Annotated in this window: 15 protein-coding genes and 1 pseudogene; 5 read left to right on the top strand and 11 right to left on the bottom strand. The window is 59.2% G+C overall.

The genetic code is table 11. From position 1 onward, the window contains the following. Positions 1-16 precede the first annotated feature (16 nt). On the bottom strand, positions 17-1,033 hold the full coding sequence (locus ACZYSM_RS06540; RefSeq protein WP_489070017.1) for an arginine N-succinyltransferase: 1,017 nt from the start codon (positions 1,031-1,033) through the stop codon (positions 17-19). Between the two features lie 156 nt (positions 1,034-1,189). Further along, a complete protein-coding gene (locus ACZYSM_RS06535) occupies positions 1,190-2,044 on the bottom strand; it encodes a MurR/RpiR family transcriptional regulator (protein WP_489070016.1) in 855 nt (284 codons plus the stop codon). A gap of 302 nt (positions 2,045-2,346) precedes the next feature. Between ACZYSM_RS06535 and ACZYSM_RS06530 the strand changes: the two genes are divergently transcribed. The 3 genes from ACZYSM_RS06530 to ACZYSM_RS06520 all read left to right on the top strand — a co-directional run bounded on the left by ACZYSM_RS06530 (position 2,347) and on the right by ACZYSM_RS06520 (position 4,172). Then, positions 2,347-2,934 carry a histidine phosphatase family protein gene (locus ACZYSM_RS06530; protein ID WP_489070015.1) on the top strand — a complete coding sequence of 196 codons (588 nt, stop codon included), beginning with the start codon at positions 2,347-2,349 and terminating at the stop codon, positions 2,932-2,934. Continuing rightward, entirely contained in the window at positions 2,931-3,701 is a 771-nt protein-coding gene (cobF, locus tag ACZYSM_RS06525; protein WP_489070014.1) for a precorrin-6A synthase (deacetylating), read from the top strand. The genes ACZYSM_RS06530 and cobF overlap by 4 nt, the downstream gene beginning before the upstream one ends. Positions 3,702-3,887: 186 nt before the next feature. Continuing rightward, entirely contained in the window at positions 3,888-4,172 is a 285-nt protein-coding gene (locus tag ACZYSM_RS06520; RefSeq protein ID WP_489070013.1) for a hypothetical protein, read from the top strand. Here ACZYSM_RS06520 and ACZYSM_RS06515 read toward each other — a convergent pair. Continuing rightward, positions 4,166-4,320: pseudogene (locus ACZYSM_RS06515) on the bottom strand (LysR family transcriptional regulator); the annotation flags it as partial. The gene ACZYSM_RS06520 and the pseudogene ACZYSM_RS06515 sit on opposite strands and share 7 nt — an antisense overlap. Before the next feature lie 70 nt (positions 4,321-4,390). On the opposite strand from ACZYSM_RS06515, the gene ACZYSM_RS06510 reads away from it, so the two are divergent. After that, complete coding sequence (locus tag ACZYSM_RS06510; RefSeq protein ID WP_489070011.1) at positions 4,391-4,807, top strand: SRPBCC family protein; 417 nt, start codon at positions 4,391-4,393, stop codon at positions 4,805-4,807. 93 nt (positions 4,808-4,900) lie between these two features. Here the strand turns inward: ACZYSM_RS06510 and ACZYSM_RS06505 are convergent, their stop codons facing one another. The 7 genes from ACZYSM_RS06505 to ACZYSM_RS06475 form a co-directional block, all read right to left on the bottom strand. Continuing rightward, a complete protein-coding gene (locus ACZYSM_RS06505; protein ID WP_489070009.1) occupies positions 4,901-8,020 on the bottom strand; it encodes an efflux RND transporter permease subunit in 3,120 nt (1,039 codons plus the stop codon). Continuing rightward, positions 8,017-9,276: an efflux RND transporter periplasmic adaptor subunit gene (locus ACZYSM_RS06500; RefSeq protein ID WP_489070007.1), complete on the bottom strand. Its 1,260-nt coding sequence runs from the start codon at positions 9,274-9,276 to the stop codon at positions 8,017-8,019. The genes ACZYSM_RS06505 and ACZYSM_RS06500 overlap by 4 nt, the downstream gene beginning before the upstream one ends. Beyond that, positions 9,273-10,535, bottom strand: coding sequence for a TolC family protein (locus ACZYSM_RS06495; protein WP_489070005.1), 1,263 nt, complete (start codon positions 10,533-10,535; stop codon positions 9,273-9,275). Before ACZYSM_RS06495 ends, ACZYSM_RS06500 begins: the two co-directional genes overlap by 4 nt. A 103-nt stretch (positions 10,536-10,638) precedes the next feature. Then, on the bottom strand, positions 10,639-10,965 hold the full coding sequence (locus ACZYSM_RS06490) for a hypothetical protein (RefSeq protein ID WP_489070003.1): 327 nt from the start codon (positions 10,963-10,965) through the stop codon (positions 10,639-10,641). A 245-nt stretch (positions 10,966-11,210) separates the two neighbouring features. Continuing rightward, positions 11,211-12,605: a sensor histidine kinase gene (locus tag ACZYSM_RS06485; RefSeq protein ID WP_489070001.1), complete on the bottom strand. Its 1,395-nt coding sequence runs from the start codon at positions 12,603-12,605 to the stop codon at positions 11,211-11,213. Further along, positions 12,583-13,266 (bottom strand): response regulator transcription factor, encoded by a 684-nt coding sequence (locus ACZYSM_RS06480; protein ID WP_489069999.1) that lies wholly within the window; start codon positions 13,264-13,266, stop codon positions 12,583-12,585. The genes ACZYSM_RS06485 and ACZYSM_RS06480 overlap by 23 nt, the downstream gene beginning before the upstream one ends. Positions 13,267-13,520: 254 nt before the next feature. Beyond that, entirely contained in the window at positions 13,521-14,132 is a 612-nt protein-coding gene (locus tag ACZYSM_RS06475) for a glutathione S-transferase (RefSeq protein ID WP_489069997.1), read from the bottom strand. A gap of 179 nt (positions 14,133-14,311) precedes the next feature. Here ACZYSM_RS06475 and ACZYSM_RS06470 point away from each other — a divergent pair, with 179 nt between their 5' ends. After that, positions 14,312-15,169: a patatin-like phospholipase family protein gene (locus tag ACZYSM_RS06470; protein WP_489069995.1), complete on the top strand. Its 858-nt coding sequence runs from the start codon at positions 14,312-14,314 to the stop codon at positions 15,167-15,169. Between the two features lie 18 nt (positions 15,170-15,187). Here ACZYSM_RS06470 and ACZYSM_RS06465 read toward each other — a convergent pair whose 3' ends face one another. Beyond that, positions 15,188-16,108, bottom strand: coding sequence for a MurR/RpiR family transcriptional regulator (locus ACZYSM_RS06465; RefSeq protein WP_489069993.1), 921 nt, complete (start codon positions 16,106-16,108; stop codon positions 15,188-15,190). Positions 16,109-16,130: the final 22 nt, after the last annotated feature.

The following is a 16,130-nucleotide window of genomic DNA, read 5'->3' as shown; positions in this document are numbered from 1 at the left end:
CGGGGTAGGGCGCGGCTCAAAGCGCAATCAGCCGGACCTGGCCGCCTTCGCCAAGCTTCAAGGCGGTGAGCATTTCTGTGCTCAGGCTGACCGGCAGACCGAGGGTCCAGTCCAGTTCGGCAACAATCGCCCGATAGTTTTCCAGTGAGTCATTGCTCACCAGGTACTCAGCTCCAATACCCGCTTGCGGGCCCGGGCGAGCGGTTGCCGTTTGGCTGCAGGCGATAGAGCGAATACTTGAGGTCCGGGCATAAAGTGTGGGACCGCCGTCGAAAATATCGACGTAGCTGTTGGGCTCGAAACCCTCGCGCAGGAGCCTATCCATCGCATCCTGGCTCGCCGGGTGAGCCCTGCCAATGCAGTCCTGGGCGCTCTGCGAAAGCATGGGGACATAGATTGGGTATTGCGGCATCAGCCGGGCAAGAAAGGTTCGGCTCTGTAGACCGCAGAGGCGCTCAGCCTCCGCATAGGGCAGCTCGAAAAAAGGCTTGCCGATGGCGTCCCAAAACGGTGATTCACCGTGATCATTGCTGTAACCGACGATCTCGGTAATGGTCGCCTCGGCGAAGCGCCGGGAATGGGCCGCCATGAATAAAAGGCGTCCGCGTGAGCTCAACTCGGCGAAAGGCGTTTGCGCCAACGTCGGATCAACATGAAAACCACGCAGCAAGGTATGCCCGCTCAAGTCATGACACATCGACAGGGTGGGAACTGCGTGCTGGATATTCAGTTCATGTGAGGTACTGGTGAACATCCGGTTGCGCAAGCTGTAAAACGGCTCCGGCAAACCGGTGGTTGCGACGATTTCCGAGCAACCCATCAGGCGCTCGTTGGCCGTGTCCTCCAGAACGAAGAAGTAGCTCTCGTCACCGTGGGTCTGAACATCGCTGGCGAACGAGGTGCAGGACGCGAGAATTTTCTCGTGCAGGCGCTGCGTGTCGTCCGGCAGCGACGTCACACCCACCAGGCTGTCACGTGCGAGCAGTTGCAAGCGAGGCAGGTCGGTTAACTCGACTGGACGTAAGACCAGCATGGATGCACTCCTGTATCAAAGGGTTCATCGAAGTCCCACCCGAGGGCGACGGATTTCGATGAACTTGACTATCACTGTCGGTTTCCACGCGTTACACGGACAGCCGCTGGAACACTTCCTGCGACTGCGCGAGGTGTTTTTGCGCTCCTGCCGGCGCTATTTTCCCTCCAGCCAATGAGTGGTGAATTCGGCCCGTAGCGCATCAATGCCCTCCAGACGATCGCCGAGTTGGGGGCTGCGCAATGTCAGGCAAGCGATCAGTGCCTCAACCTGGGCCAGCGCTGGTACCAGCGTATCGAATGCAGAAACCGACTCCACGGGAGAGGTGATCACCAGGTCGACCATTTCGCGTAACGGTGAGGCGTAAATGTCGGTGAACAGCACCACCCGGGCATGCCGGCTCTTGGCCGCGCTGGCGACGCGTAGCGCCTGGGACTGATAGCGACGGTAGTCGAAGACCAGCACGATGTCCTGACGTTGCACATCGAACAGTCGGTCGGGGAGCTGAGCGTTGTCTTCCAGGGCGAAGCAACCGGAACGCAGCAGGTGCAGGTGGTTGAGCAGGTAGTTGGCCAGGAAACTGCTGAAGCGTCCGCCAAAGCAATGCACGTGATGACGCGAATCGAGCAGCCATTCGACCAGGATACGCACGTCCTCAGGTTGGGTCAGTGCCTGGGTTTCGAGCAAGGCGCGGTGGCTGTCCAGCAGATAATGGGTCCAGGCATCGCCCTGTTTGATGTGTGAGCGGGGTTGCAACAGGGCACTGGGGGAGCGCAGGCGATCATCCATGTCGCTGAGCAAGGCGTCCTGGAACTCGGCATAACTGTTGAAACCCAACTTTTTGACCAGGCGCACAATGGTCGGGTCACTGACGCCGGCATGCTCCGCCAGGCGTGACATCGGACCCAACCCATTACGCGGGTATTGGTCCAGCAATGCGCGAATGACCTTGCGCTCCGAGGGCGTCAGATCAAGGGCGGGATAGGTGATCAACTCTCTGAGAGAGGGCATCCGGGCTCCTGCTGGAAGGGTGTGTTGTTTTTCTTTCATAATCCTTTAAAACAGTATTTGTGTGGCTCACGTTACATGTCTAGTGAATTTTTTTTATGCGTCGAGCAGGCCCGGAAATTGGGCGCAAACCATATCCGAACGGGCCTGCGGACGTTTCGCTTTCTGTTGTAGGTCAGTTCCCTAAAGCCCTACGCACAGCCCGCGATAGGCGTTGCTCAGTTCGACAAAATAGGAAAGTGTCTGCGACAAGTGATACAAACACTTCGATAGCGTATCGATTGTCATAACCCGAGTGATATCCCTTGCAAGCCACCCGCTTGACCCTGATCTGCCATGCCCGAACCGTCGCACAGAAGCTGGCGCGTTTTCCGTTGGACGAATCACTCGAAATGGATTGGCAAGCGGCGAGGGGCGCGCGGGCCGGTGCTTTCAAACGCATACCGCAATTGCTCAGCGCACCGGAGACCCGGACCAGGCAAACCGCCGAGCTGTTTGGGGCACAGATACAGATCGTGTCTGCGCTGCGTGATTACGATGTCGGCCGTTGGCAAGGCCTGCGCATTGATGACCTGCAAAAGAATGAGCCCGAAACACTTCAGGCCTGGCTGACCGATAACACCTGCGCACCCCACGGCGGCGAGTCAGTGGCGCAACTGTGCGAGCGGGTCGCCGATTGGCTCGAGACGTTATGCGGTACCCCAGGGCACGTTGTAGCGATCACTCATCCCTTCGTCATTCGCGCAGCGATTGTGCATGTCATGCAGTGCCCACCTGCGGCCTTTAATGTGATCGATGTCGAGCCGTTGTCGGCGACTGAGTTGCGGTTTAATGGTCGGTGGCGGCTGCGCTTGCAGGAAAACGGGTCAGATGCGGAGACGATCACCCCATGAAAAAGATCCTGATCATCGGCATCGGCGCCGGTAACCCTGAATACATCACCATTCAGGCGGTCAACGCGCTGAATCGGGTCGACGTGTTTTTCATCATGGACAAGGGCCAGAGCAAAGAGAAACTCACCGACCTGCGCCATGATATCTGTGAGCGCTACATCAACGATCACGACTACCGCTTCGTCGAGGCCCACAGCCCAGAACGAGCCCGTGGCGACGTGGATTACAGCGCAAGCGTCCATGATCTGAACCGCGACAAGCAGCAGACCTTCGAGCGGTTGATCACCTTTGAGATGGCGGACGACGAATGTGCGGCGTTTCTGGTGTGGGGCGATCCTGCTCTGTACGACAGCACCATCAGAATTTTGCAGGCGATCCTCGCGAGCGGTCGTTGCTCCTTCGACTTCGAGGTCATACCCGGCATCAGCAGCGTCCAGGCACTGGCGGCGCAGCACAAGGTGCCGTTGAACAGCATCGGCCGATCGGTCGAAATCACCACCGGGCGCAGGCTTGCTGCCGGGTTGGTCAGCGATGCCGATAGCGTCGTGGTGATGCTCGATGCCGAAGATTCCTATCAGCAGGTGACTGATCAGGACCTGGATATCTATTGGGGCGCTTACCTGGGTACGCCGGATGAAATCCTGATTGCCGGCAAGCTGAAGGATGTTGCCGACGAGATCGAGCGGGTGCGTAAAGCGGCGCGTCAGGCCAATGGCTGGATTATGGATACCTATTTGTTGCGTAAGCCTGAGGGGCCGCAGGACTGAGCGGTGTCTAGCCTCGCCGGTGGCGGGTGTGTTGTTGCCTGGCCATGTCATTTGGGCAACTGGCATTGCTCAGTGGCTGAACTATAAGAAATACCAGGGAAAGTTTTTGATGCGACGGGCCCGCAGGCAGGCGGTGCCTTCCAAACGCCGCTTAATCCAGCTCGACACCCATACGCAGGTATCACCATGCAAACCCGTCTCGGATTCGCTCTCGCGCCGTTTCTGCTCGGTCTTTGCGCAGCCGCCACTCTGGGAGGCTGCGCCAGCTCCCAGGATCAATCCGCCAACAGACAAATCGAGCAAAAGGCGCAAAAGGAGCAAAAGGCGCCGTCTGACGCCGAGCCCGCGGTTGCAATCCCGGCCCCGGTCTCGAAAGGGTGCCAGACCACCAAGAGCCCGGAAGTCAAAGGCGTTGCAACACAGGAGGGGCAGACCACCAGCACCTCCTCGACAGTGTGTGTCACTCAGTGACGGTACTGATCACCCTCATAGGGCAGCAGCTTCCTGAAGGTTTCCACCAGCGGCCGCAATTGATCCGATGCCGGGCCGCCCATAATGGCGTGGTAAACGAAATCCACGGCACTTCCCGCAGCACCACGCCGGGTGCATCCTTGCGGGTCGACGATGGTATGGTCGACAGCATGGCGATCTGAAACCTTTATTCTTTTTGATTTTCTGGAGAGCGGTTCATGGCTAACGCATCGGAATTCATCGATATCCCGGCTTCGGCCGAACAGGTTTGGCGATTGATTGGCGGCTTCAATTCGCTGCCGGACTGGTTACCCTTCATCCCGAAAAGTGAACTCAGCGATGGCGGCCGCGTGCGCAGCCTGCAAACGCTGGACGGTTTGGTGATCGTCGAGCGTCTTGAGACCTTCGACAATGCGGCGCGTTCCTACAGCTATTCGATCAGTCAGGCACCGTTTCCGGTAACTGATTACCTGGCCACATTGCGCGTCGAAAACCTGGAAAGCGGGCAGACCTCGCGAGTCACCTGGTCGGGGCGCTTCACACCGGTCGGTGTGAGCGATGCGGCGGCGGTGGAGTTGTTTACCGGCATCTACCGTGAAGGCCTGGAGGCGTTGCGGGCCAATTTTCCGGACTGAACTGTGTGGGGCAGGGCCCCAAAAGATCGAAGGCTGCGCCTACAGGGGCACAGCGTTCGCTTAACTGACTGGCATTAGGCTATAGGCCCGGATTTATTTCTTATGTTTCATTAGCCAGTAAGCAGCAGGCAACACCAGCATCGATAGCAACGGCGCGGTGATCATCCCGCCGACCATTGGCGCGGCGATGCGCTTCATGACTTCTGAACCGGCCCCGCTTCCCCACAAAATTGGCAGTAAACCCGCGATGATCACGGCCACGGTCATCACTTTGGGTCTGACACGCAGCACCGCCCCCTCACGTATTGATTCCAGCAGGCTCTGGTTATCGTCTTGCCCCGCATCCAGTCGCGACATCCAGGCATTTTTCAAATAGAGCAGCATGATCACGCCAAATTCGGCAGAAACCCCGGCCAACGCAATAAAGCCCACCCCGGTGGCAACCGATAGATTGAAGCCAAGTGCGTAGAGCAGCCACACACCGCCTGACAGGGCAAACGGCAACGTGACCATGATCAACAGCGCCTCACTGAATCGACTGAAGGTTAAATAGAGCAACACGAAAATAATCAGCACAGTCGCCGGTACAACCCACGCCAGGCGGGCGTTGGCCCGTTCCAGAAACTCATACTGGCCGGAGTAGGAAACCGTCATGCCGGGTTTGAGGGTTATCTTGCGGGCCACTTGCTGCTGTAAGTCCCGGGCGGTAGACGCCAGATCTCGTCCTCGCACGTCGATGTACACCCAGCCGGAAAGGCGACCGTTTTCACTGCGCAGCATAGGTGGCCCCTCGCTCAAACCGATATCGGCCACCGTTCCCAGCGTCAGTTGCTGACCACTGGCGGTCAATATCGGCAGTTGCCTCAGGGCTTCAGGATTGTCCCGCCATTCCCGGGGATAACGAACGTTGATCGGGAAGCGTGCGACGCCCTCGACCGTCTCCCCAACATTGCTGCCGCCAATCGCGCTGGACACCACTGCCTGTACATCGGCAATGCTCAAGCCATAACGAGCAGCCGCCAGACGGTTGATCTGGATATCCACGTAACTCCCGCCCGTCAGGCGTTCAGCCAAGGCTGAACTGACACCAGGCACTTGTTTGGCCATGGCTTCAATTTCACGAGAAATGCCGTCGATGTCTGACAGCGATGCTCCCGTGACCTTCACCCCAATCGGGCTCTTGATTCCGGTGGCTAGCATGTCGATGCGGTTACGAATGGGGGGTACCCAAAGATTGGAAAGCCCCGGAACCTTGACGGCTCGATCCAGCTCCTCGATCAGCTTTTGCGGCGTCATGCCCGCTCGCCATTGATCGCGCGGCTTGAACCGGACCGTGGTCTCGAACATTTCCAGTGGCGCCGGGTCGGTGGCACTTTCAGCACGGCCAGCCTTGCCGAAGACATGCTCGACCTCCGGCACACTGCGGATCATCCGGTTGGTTTGTTGCAACAGCTGGCCGGCTTTACTGGCAGGTAATCCGGGAAGCGCCGAGGGCATGTACAACACATCGCCTTCGTCCATGGCGGGCATGAACTCGCCGCCCAGCTGACTCAATGGCCAGGCGCTGGACAGAAAAATCAACGCGGCCAGTGCCAGCGTCAATTTTGGCCAGCTCAATACGCGCTCAAGTACTGGCCGGTAAGCGGCAATCAACCAGCGATTCAGTGGGTTCTGCTGCTCATTGGGGATATGCCCGCGAATCCAGTAGCCCATGAGTACCGGCACCAGCGTCACGGACAAACCGGCAGCCGCAGCCATCGCATAGGACTTGGTAAACGCCAGTGGGCCGAACAGGCGCCCCTCCTGAGCTTCAAGGGTGAACACCGGCAGAAAGGACAGCGTAATGATCAGCAGACTGAAGAACAGCGCCGGGCCTACCTCGGCGGCGGCGTCACCGATCACCCGCCAGTGCGCTTCTCCTTGCAGCGGCTGCTGGGGATGTTCGTGCTGCCAGGCTTCAATATGTTTATGGGCATTTTCAATCATGACCACGGCCGCATCGACCATCGCACCGATCGCAATGGCAATGCCGCCCAGCGACATGATGTTGGCGTTGACCCCCTCGATGCGCATGACAATGAACGCCACCAGCACGCCCAGCGGCAGTGTGATGATCGCGACCAGCGATGAGCGCAAATGCCAGAGAAAGATCAGGCACACCAAGGCCACCACGCCGAACTCTTCCAGCAGCTTGAAGCTCAGGTTGTGGATAGCCCGATCGATCAGCTGCGATCGATCATAGGTGGTGACCAGTTCAACCCCGGCAGGCAAGCCTTTGCGTAAGACCTCGAGGCGATCCTTCACCGCCTGAATCGTCTCGCGGGCGTTTTTTCCGGAGCGCAGAATCACCACGCCGCCGACCACTTCACCGTCACCGTCCAGTTCAGCGATCCCGCGGCGCATTTCAGGCCCGATCTGGACTGTCGCAACCTGCCCGAGCAGAACCGGAACGCCTTGTCCGGAAGCCTTCAAGGGGATTGCGCGGAAGTCGTCCAGGGTCTTCAGATAACCTGAAGTGCGGACCATGTACTCACGTTCGGCCAACTCCAGAACCGCTCCGCCGGTTTCCTGATTGGCGCTCTTCAGCGCCTCGATTACCTGTTGCGCGGTGACCCCGTAAGCCACCAGCTTCTGTGGGTCGAGTAGCACTTGATACTGCTTGACCATGCCGCCAATAGTTGCCACTTCCGCGACGTTGGGCACGCTTTTCAATTCGTACTTGAGGAACCAGTCCTGGATCGTCCGCAGTTGCGAAAGGTCATGTTGGCCGCTGCGATCCACTAATGCGTACTGATAGATCCAGCCGACCCCGGTGGCATCCGGGCCCAATGTGCTGGTGACGCCCTTGGGCAAACGCTCCTGAGCCTGATTCAGATACTCCAGTACCCGTGAGCGGGCCCAGTACAGGTCTGTACCGTCCTCAAACAGCACATAGACAAACGAATCACCGAAGAACGAATAGCCGCGAACGGTCTTGGCCCCCGGCACCGAAAGCATGGTGCTGGCCAACGGGTAAGTCACCTGGTTTTCGATGATCTGCGGGGCTTGCCCCGGGAAGCTGGTGCGAATGATCACCTGGGTGTCGGACAGGTCCGGCAGTGCGTCAATTGGCGTGCTGCGCAGCGACCAGATCCCCCAGGCGGTAATGAACAGTGTTGCCAGCAGCACCAGAAAGCGGTTGCCGATGGACCAGTGGATCAGACGCTTGATCATTTCGCCTCTCCCTGCGATGAGGGCGTCGTGGTCATCGGCGGCATCTCCTCAGTACGGCCGGTTATTCCTTGCAAGCTTGCCTCGGAGTCGAGTAGAAACTGCCCTGAAGTCACCACCTGTTGCCCTTCGGTGAGACCGGCAAGCACTTCTGCGCGTCCATCGGACTCGCGTCCCACCTGGATTTCCCTGGGCTGATAACGACCTTCGCTTTCAGCCAGCATCACCAATGTCCGTTTCCCTGTTCTGATGACCGCCTCGCTGGGGATCAGCAGCACCGGCGGTTGATCGGAACCGTTCAGCCGCACGGAGGCGAACATGCCAGGGCGAAGCCTGCCTTGTGGGTTGGGCAGTTCACTGCGCAGCGTCAGCGTGCGGGTTTGTGTATCGGCACTGGGTAGCAGGGCAATGACTCGCCCGCGCAGGGGCTGTCCTGGATAGGCAGAAAGTGTCGCCGTGATGTCTGCGCCGACCGCTACTGATGCGGCCTGGGTTTCGGGTATGGAGGTGTCCAGCCAAACGCTGGACAGCCCATTGATACGAGCGAGGTTCTGCCCCGCGACAACGGCCATGCCAGCGCGTACCTCAAGCGATTGAAGTTCACCGGCAATAGGGGTGACAAGTGTTTGCACCGGTTGGGCTTTGCGGGTTTTTGCCACCTGATCGATCGTCCCTTCGGGCATGCCCAGAAGGCGCAAGCGCTCACGTGTTGCGTCGATCAATCGCGCGTCGCCGCTGTTTAATATGGCGATAAATTCCAGCTGCGCGGCAGACCATTCGGGGATCAGCATATCAACCAACGCTGTGCCTGCCGGGAGCACATCGCCCGGTGCACGCGCATAAACGCGCTCTACGAAGCCCGCTGCGCGCGCTTGAAGGTTTGCCACCTCTCGCTGGTTGTAAGCCAGAGAACCCACAGCTTCGAGCCGATCGGGTAGGCGATCGCGAACCACGTTGCTGGTGCGCATTCCCAGGTTTTGAGTTGCTTGGGCTGAAACCTGGATAGACGACACGTCCTGAGTGGGTTCCGCATATTTGGCCACTAGCGCCATGTCCATGAACGGTGACTTGCCGGGGCTATCGAAATGCTGGGTCGGGTACATCGGGTCGAACCAGTAAAGAACCGCGCGATCATCCTTCATGGCACCTTGCGGTGTGGGCATCGCGGATGATTGATGCCCGAACCAGTAACCACCGACGGTGCCCGCGCCAGCCAACACCACAGTCAGCGCCGTGTATCCCATGATCGAGGTTTTCATTTGAGGCCCTCCACATAGGCGTAGTAGAGGCTGGCTTCGACCTGACTGAGTTTGTTTTGCTGTTCGATCTGACGCAGTTGCGCCTCGATCACGTCGCGCCGCGCCGTAATGACTGAGCTCAATTGGCTCTTTCCGGCCTTGTAGGAAGCCAGTTCCAGCTCACTGCGCTGAGTGGTCAGCGGAATCAGCGAGCGCTCGGTGCGATCCAGAGACTTCTTGAGTTGATCACGTTGTGCCAATCCGCTTTCGAGCTCTGCCTGATGCTCACGCGTCATGACTTCTTTCTCGGCTTCCATCTGTTCGACGCTGTGCTGTCTGGCGTTAATCCGTGGTCCTTGTCGTGAGCCGACGAACATCGGCAGGTCGAAGGTGAACTGCACCGTCACCATGTCGCCAAATTGGCTGTCGCGATTGTTGTAAGCCAGTTCGACGCCCCAATCGGGTGTCTTCTCGGCCACCGCTTCGGCAAGTTCCGCGTTGGCCTCACTGACTCTGGCTGAAGCCGCTTGCAGGTCCGGATGCTGACCCAGTCCATGTTGCGAATGAGGTAACGCCAGACTCAGTGCAGGTGGCCCGCCTGAGAGTGATTCGTTGGCATCATTGCCAATCCAGCGCCGCAGTTTCGCCCTCGCCATGGCGACATCGCGGGTCAGCTCATCGCGCCGATCCTCCAGCGTCAAAGCCTCCTGGTCAGCCATTAGCACATCATTAGCCTGTGCACCGCCACCGGCGATGCGGGACGCCGCCGAGCGGCGAAGCAATGCGATCTGCCGGTCCAACTGATCGAAGAGCGCCACCCTGCGTTCGGCGTAATACACCTCAAGCCAACCCAGAGCGGTCTGGCGCCGGGTCTCCAGCAGGGCCGCCCGCTGCTCTGCTTCTGCACGGCTGGCGGTCGCCTGGGCCAGTGTTTTACGCGCCAGACGTTTATCGCTATTGGGCACTTCTTGCATGATTCCGACCCGGCGCATGGTCATCGAGTCGCGGTTCAGCGAATAGCGGTCCCGACCCTCGATAGGCAGGTTTTCAATGCCGAGTATCAACTTTGGATCAGGCAGGGCATCAGCCGGCCCTATGGAGGCCTGCGCCGATTCAACTTGCGCCATCAGCGCCAGGTTTTCAGGCGCGGTTTTTTCAGCGAGTGCTTGAGCGCGTTCGAAACTCAGCGGCTCAGCCTGTACCGCAAGCACCGGGCTTGCGCCCAGCACGACGACGAACACACCGCAAAACACGCGGGGTGTGGGAAGGAAAGCGAACATGCTTTCGTCTCCAATGCAGATGATCAGCGTCGCCGTCCGAAAATCCGGACAGCAACGATTGCCACGCATCCTGAAAAGGCGCGTGAGTGTTCAGATCACAGCATCAGATGTAACGAGGAGGGCGCCAGAGATTGGCAGGTTCGCGCTTGAGGACCGAAGGTGGGGTCAGGGCTTGGGCAAGAGGGTGCGAAGGCACTTGGGTTTTGACCACCAGGGTTTGCAGTGCGCCCCCGGTCTTGCATTCCTGTCCGGACTTGCAGGGGGATTTAGAGCCTAGGTCGGATTTATGGTCCATATCCTTGCAGCACGGTGCTTGCATCATTTGCCGGTCATGTTGCGACATCGAGAGCATCGGGCACGGTTCAGACGGCGCCACGCCAGAGGCCATGCTGCCGAACGCCGGGAGCATCAGGCTCAGGATGAGCAGCATTATGAAAGGGAGCCTTGGCATGGCGATCGTCGACGATTGAAGTATGCGGTGAACAATAGCAGAAAATATTTATTCACAAACAGACAGCATTGATCGCGGGCAAGCCCTGATGCCAGTCAGTAAAGGAAATTGTAGGAGCGAGCTTGCTCGCGATGGACTCAAGAGCGCCGCGTTTAGCCAGTAAACACGCGTTATCGTTAACGACCATCGCGAGCAAGCTCGCTCCTACAGTGGACCACATTCGCTTAGCTGACTGGCATTATGCTTGGCCTGCAATCAAGCACCAGCCGGGCGCCGCCGCGTTCGCTGGTGCCCACCTCCAGTTTGAATCCGTGCAGATTGACGATCGCCGCGACGATCGATAAACCCAGCCCAAAACCGTTGTGCTGACTGCTGTCATCCAGGCGATAAAAGCGCTGGAACACTGCCGCGCGTTTGTCCGGTGGGATACCGGGGCCGGAGTCGAGCACTTCGATTCGCGTGCTGCCGGCGTCGTTGACCGCCCGCAGGGTGACTTCGCCACCAGGCGGGGTGAATTTGATCGAATTGCTCAACAGGTTCGCCAGCGCTTCGAACAACAATGCCCGGTCGCCGGTCAGGCGTGGCAGCGAGTTGGGTACTTGCAGGCTCAAGCTAAGCTGGCCTTCTTCGGCCAGCGGCAGGTAGAAGTCGTGCAGCTCATGCAGCAGTGGCAGCGGATCAAGTAACACGAACCCGGAGCGGCGTTGATGATCTTCCAGCTCGGAAATCCGCAGCAGTCCGCGAAAACGTGCCATCAAGGTGTCGGCCTCGGCAATCACTTGATCCATTTGCGAGGCTTCGGGCGAACCCTCGCTGGCTTGCTGTTGAATCCGGTACAGCTGCGCTCGCAACCGGGTCAACGGTGTGCGCAGATCATGGGCAATGTTGTCGCAAACACCTTTGACCTCGTTCATCAGCCGCTCGATGCGGTCGAGCATGGCGTTGACAATGGCGGCCAACATGTCCAGCTCGTCTCGGCGATTCGACAGCGGCAGACGATGGGTCAGGTCACCGGCGACGATGGCTTCGGCGCTGGCCTGAATACTGCGCAGTCGCCGCAAGGGTCGCCTGCGCAACAGGTACCAACCGACGACACCGGGAATGATGGTCAAGGAAACGCCCCAGAACAGCGCATGCAGAATGATCCGGGTGACGGCGAACAACGAGCCGTTGTCGCGCACCAAAACCAGCCAGCGACCATTCTGGGTGTGGGTCGCCACGGCGTCACAGCTGTTGCTTGGTAACGCGGGGTCGTCGGGATCGATGCAGTCGCCCAACTCATGGATTTGTCCGTCCAGTGGCAGGTCTGCCGGGATCTCGCGGAGGGGGCCGCTGAGGTGCCGGTGTTGCTCGTCGAACAGCCCGTAAGCGTCAATGCCGCGGATGTCGTAAGTCATGCTGGTGGTCAGTGCTTCCACCAGTTGATCGCCCTCAAAGCGCGAGAACAGGTGCTGACGCTGCATCAGCGAGTGCTTGGCCAGGTTGTCCAGATAACTGGAAACTTCGTAATAGAGGCCTCCCAGGAGGATGCAGCTCCAGATCACGAACAGCGCGCTGTACAGCGCCAGAAAGCGGCTGCTGGAGGAGCGCCAGCCCTTAGAGGGGTTCAGCAATGACATAGCCCGAGCCTCGCACGGTCCGAATCAGCGGCGCCAGGCCCGGCGGGTCGACCTTCTTGCGCAGGCGGCCGATGTGCACGTCGATCAGGTTGGTGCCTGGGTCGAAGTGGTAACCCCAGACTTCCTCGAAAATCATCATCCGCGAAAGAATCTGCCCGGTATTGCGCATCAAGAATTCCAGCAGCTTGTACTCGGTGGGCAGCAGGTTCAGCAACTGCTCGGCGCGAGTCGCTTCGCGGCTGATCAGGTTGAGCTCCAGATCGGCCACCCGCAGGGAGGTTTCGAATGCCTTGAGCGTATTTTTGCGCCGCAGCAGCACTTCGACCCGGGCGGACATTTCATCAGAGGCGAAAGGTTTGGTCAGGTAATCGTCGCCGCCGGCGCGCAGGCCGCGGACTCGCTCGTCGACATCGGAAAGGGCGCTGATCATCAGAATCGGTGTGGACACGCCAATGGTCCGTAGCGTGGTGACAATCGCCAGGCCATCCAGCTCGGGGAGCATGCGGTCGAGGGTGATCAGGTCGTAGTTGCCACTCACCGCTCGCTCCAGGCCTTCGCGGCCATTGTCGACCCAGTCCACTACCAGCCCGCGACTGCTCAGCTCGGCGACGATTTCCCGGGCCGTTACGGCATCGTCTTCGATGGTCAAAATGCGGGGCATAGGGGCTTACCTGAAAAAGAGTTCATGTCACAGGACCGCATTTTGCTCACAAAAGTGCATGGGGTTTCTAAAAAATTTCATGTTGGGCAAAGGTGGGTGTGGGAAATCGTGGGTAAACCGGGCTCCCACAAGGACCGCGCAAAGCCTGTAGGAGCAGCCGGTCGACGCTCGATTGCTCGCGATGAACGATGGCGCGGTGGGCCTGATGCGCCGCGTCGCCTGCATCGCGAGCAAGCTCGGCTCCTACATCTGACTTATGTTGCTGGTGTCGAAGCGAACGCCTCTAGCTGTTCGGCGTAGGCAGTAAAGGCTCTGATCAGTGGGTACTGCGCAGCATCGACCTGATCGGCGATCACCAGTTGGGTAAAGCTCCAGGCGACGGCGAGGGTGATGCCGTCCTGGGCGATCGAGCCGTCCATTGTCAGCGGCTGTCTGGCCAACTCTCGTTCCAGCTCCGAATACGCCGCCAGCAACTGCCCGTGAACACGCTCCAGCCACGGTGCATGTTGTTTCTCGGCAGGTCGCAGGTTCCTTTCGTAATAGATCTGAACCGACTTTTCGTTGGCCGCCATTGCCAGCCCGATCAGCCGCAGGGAGCGCACGCGCTGATTCAGCTCGACGGGCATCAGGCTTTTTTCAGGGCCGGCCAACGCCTCCAGATACTCGATGATCAAGTTCGAGTCCATCAGCACTTCGCCGTCGTCCAGGACCAACGTCGGAGCCTTCACCACCGGGTTGATCTGCTGGAATTCTTCGAACCCCCGGAACACCGAAATCGACGCATGTTCGAAAGGGATATCCAGGCATTTCAGGGAAATGGCAACACGTCGAACGTAAGGTGAATCCAGCATTCCGATCAGCTTCATGTACAACTCCTTGTGATAAGCAACGGGGCGTTGATGGGGACTGGCAGTGCGCTGCTAATTTAGCGGTAAAGGTTTGGGGTTGACCATCCTCTTGAGCGCGATACTCATGCCCGGCTTGGGCACCCATCCGCCAGCTATGCTTGTTAGTCCAAGGGTCGAGTTGAAGCCGGAGGCCTGAAATGCCCGTCGTTAAAACTGCACTGGTGCTGGCCGGTGGTGGCAGTCTCGGCGCTGTTCAGGTCGGTATGTTGCGGGCGCTGGTCGAGGCCGGTGTGGCGTTCGATCTGGTGATCGGCGCGTCGGTGGGGGCCATCAATGGCGCGTATTTCGCGGCCAAACCCAATGCCCAGGGCGTCGCCGAGCTGGCAGACTTCTGGCGAGGCTTGCGCAAGGCGGACGTGTTCCCGTTTTCGCTGATCGACACCGTGGCCGCGATCCTGCGACGTCGAGGTTTTTTGCTGCAGTCTTCGGCGCTGGAGCATTTGGTGCGCCGCGCGCTGCCGGTCAAGTTGATCGAAGACACCGAACTGCCGCTGTACATCGTCACCACCAACTTGCTCACCGGCGCCGAAGAGTTGTTATCGAGCGGCAGTGCCGAACAGGCCTTGCTGGCCAGCGCGGCTATCCCGTTGGTGTTTCCTTGCGTGCAAATCGGCGACAAATGGCTGGTTGATGGCGGCGTGGCTAGCAACACACCGATTGCCAGTGCGGTAGCTCTTGGGTCGACCCGTGTTGTGGTGGTGCCGACCGGGTTCGGTTGCGCCTGCCCATGCCCGCCGGCCGGTTTGGCGTTACACACCCTGAATCTGATGAGCATGGGGCAACTGGTGCGGGACATTGAACTGTATTCGTCGCGGGCCGACATCCATGTGGTCGCGCCGCTGTGTCCTTTGGGGATTTCGGTGTTCGACTTCAGCCAGACTGATCAGCTGCTGCAACGGGCCTATCAGCAAACCCTGTCCTGGATCGAGAAGGGCGGGCTGGTGCGCACCGGGGTTCCGGGTTCATTGCAGGCTCACACCCACCACGCAACGTAAGACATCTTGGGTTCAGGCCTAATCCTCAAACCCCACCTGCTCGTGAATCTCATCCACCTTCAATTCCAGTCGATACGCCACGGCGATAAACAGCGCCTGGCACAAGCACAAGGTCGCACTCAACGAACGGAAGGCGAACGAGCTGCCCTCGTTGACCAGCAGCACCGTATTGGCCCGCTTGGCCAGGGGCGAAAGGTTGCTGTCGGTGATGATCAGGGTTTTCGCTTGATGCAGTTGGGCGATACGCAGGCAGTGTTGGGTTTCCTTGCCGTACGGCGTGAAGCTGATGGCGATCACCAGATCGTTGGCGCGCACGCTGCGCATCTGTTCGCGATAACTGCCGCCCAGGCCCGAGACCAGGTGAATGCGCTTGTTGGTGTGCTGCAGGTTGTAGACCAGGTAATCGGCCACCGCGAATGAGCGGCGCACGCCGACCACGTAGATGTTGTCGGCATTCACCACCAGATCCACGGCTTTGTCGAACGCCTGATCGTCCAGTTCCAGGCCCAGACGCTCGATGCCTGACAGCGTAGCGTTGATGCATTCGCGTGCCAGGTCGCCGCCGCTGGCCTTCTGCGATTTGTTGGCAATCATGCTGCGAATGCGCTGCTGGTAGTTCTGTACTGGCGTGGTTTTGTGGGTGTAGGCCTCGCGGAACAAGGCCTGCATCTCACTGAAACCGCTGAAGCCGAAGCGCTGGGAGAACCGCACGATGGCCGACGGATGCACTTCGCATTCACGGGCGATATCGCTGATGCGGTCGACCATGATCCGGTCGCTTTGCTGGCTCATGTAGCTGGCGATGCGTTTGAGCTGGCGCGGCAGGCTTTCGTATTCGTCGGTGATCAGCTGCAGCAGACGCTCGGCATTGATCGGAGGGCTGACGACGTCGCTCTCGGGCGAGCTCTCGGGCGTAGCCGGCTGATCGGTGCGGGACATAACAAATCCTTCTGGCTTGTTC

The sequence above is a fragment of the Pseudomonas sp. F220 genome, assembly GCF_057813935.1.
This window is presented reverse-complemented; position numbering and strand designations above follow the sequence as displayed.

Excerpts from the sequence above, each read along its gene's own strand:
- ACZYSM_RS06480 (WP_489069999.1), bottom strand. The coding sequence starts at position 13,266 with ATGCCCCGCATTTTGACCATCGAAGACGATGCCGTAACGGCCCGGGAA.
- ACZYSM_RS06520 (WP_489070013.1), top strand. The coding sequence starts at position 3,888 with ATGCAAACCCGTCTCGGATTCGCTCTCGCGCCGTTTCTGCTCGGTCTT.
- ACZYSM_RS06500 (WP_489070007.1), bottom strand. The coding sequence starts at position 9,276 with ATGAAAACCTCGATCATGGGATACACGGCGCTGACTGTGGTGTTGGCT.
- ACZYSM_RS06540 (WP_489070017.1), bottom strand. The coding sequence starts at position 1,033 with ATGCTGGTCTTACGTCCAGTCGAGTTAACCGACCTGCCTCGCTTGCAA.
- ACZYSM_RS06535 (WP_489070016.1), bottom strand. The coding sequence starts at position 2,044 with ATGCCCTCTCTCAGAGAGTTGATCACCTATCCCGCCCTTGATCTGACG.
- cobF (WP_489070014.1), top strand. The coding sequence starts at position 2,931 with ATGAAAAAGATCCTGATCATCGGCATCGGCGCCGGTAACCCTGAATAC.
- ACZYSM_RS06510 (WP_489070011.1), top strand. The coding sequence starts at position 4,391 with ATGGCTAACGCATCGGAATTCATCGATATCCCGGCTTCGGCCGAACAG.
- ACZYSM_RS06490 (WP_489070003.1), bottom strand. The coding sequence starts at position 10,965 with ATGCTGCTCATCCTGAGCCTGATGCTCCCGGCGTTCGGCAGCATGGCC.
- ACZYSM_RS06495 (WP_489070005.1), bottom strand. The coding sequence starts at position 10,535 with ATGTTCGCTTTCCTTCCCACACCCCGCGTGTTTTGCGGTGTGTTCGTC.
- ACZYSM_RS06470 (WP_489069995.1), top strand. The coding sequence starts at position 14,312 with ATGCCCGTCGTTAAAACTGCACTGGTGCTGGCCGGTGGTGGCAGTCTC.
- ACZYSM_RS06485 (WP_489070001.1), bottom strand. The coding sequence starts at position 12,605 with ATGTCATTGCTGAACCCCTCTAAGGGCTGGCGCTCCTCCAGCAGCCGC.
- ACZYSM_RS06465 (WP_489069993.1), bottom strand. The coding sequence starts at position 16,108 with ATGTCCCGCACCGATCAGCCGGCTACGCCCGAGAGCTCGCCCGAGAGC.
- ACZYSM_RS06505 (WP_489070009.1), bottom strand. The coding sequence starts at position 8,020 with ATGATCAAGCGTCTGATCCACTGGTCCATCGGCAACCGCTTTCTGGTG.
- ACZYSM_RS06475 (WP_489069997.1), bottom strand. The coding sequence starts at position 14,132 with ATGAAGCTGATCGGAATGCTGGATTCACCTTACGTTCGACGTGTTGCC.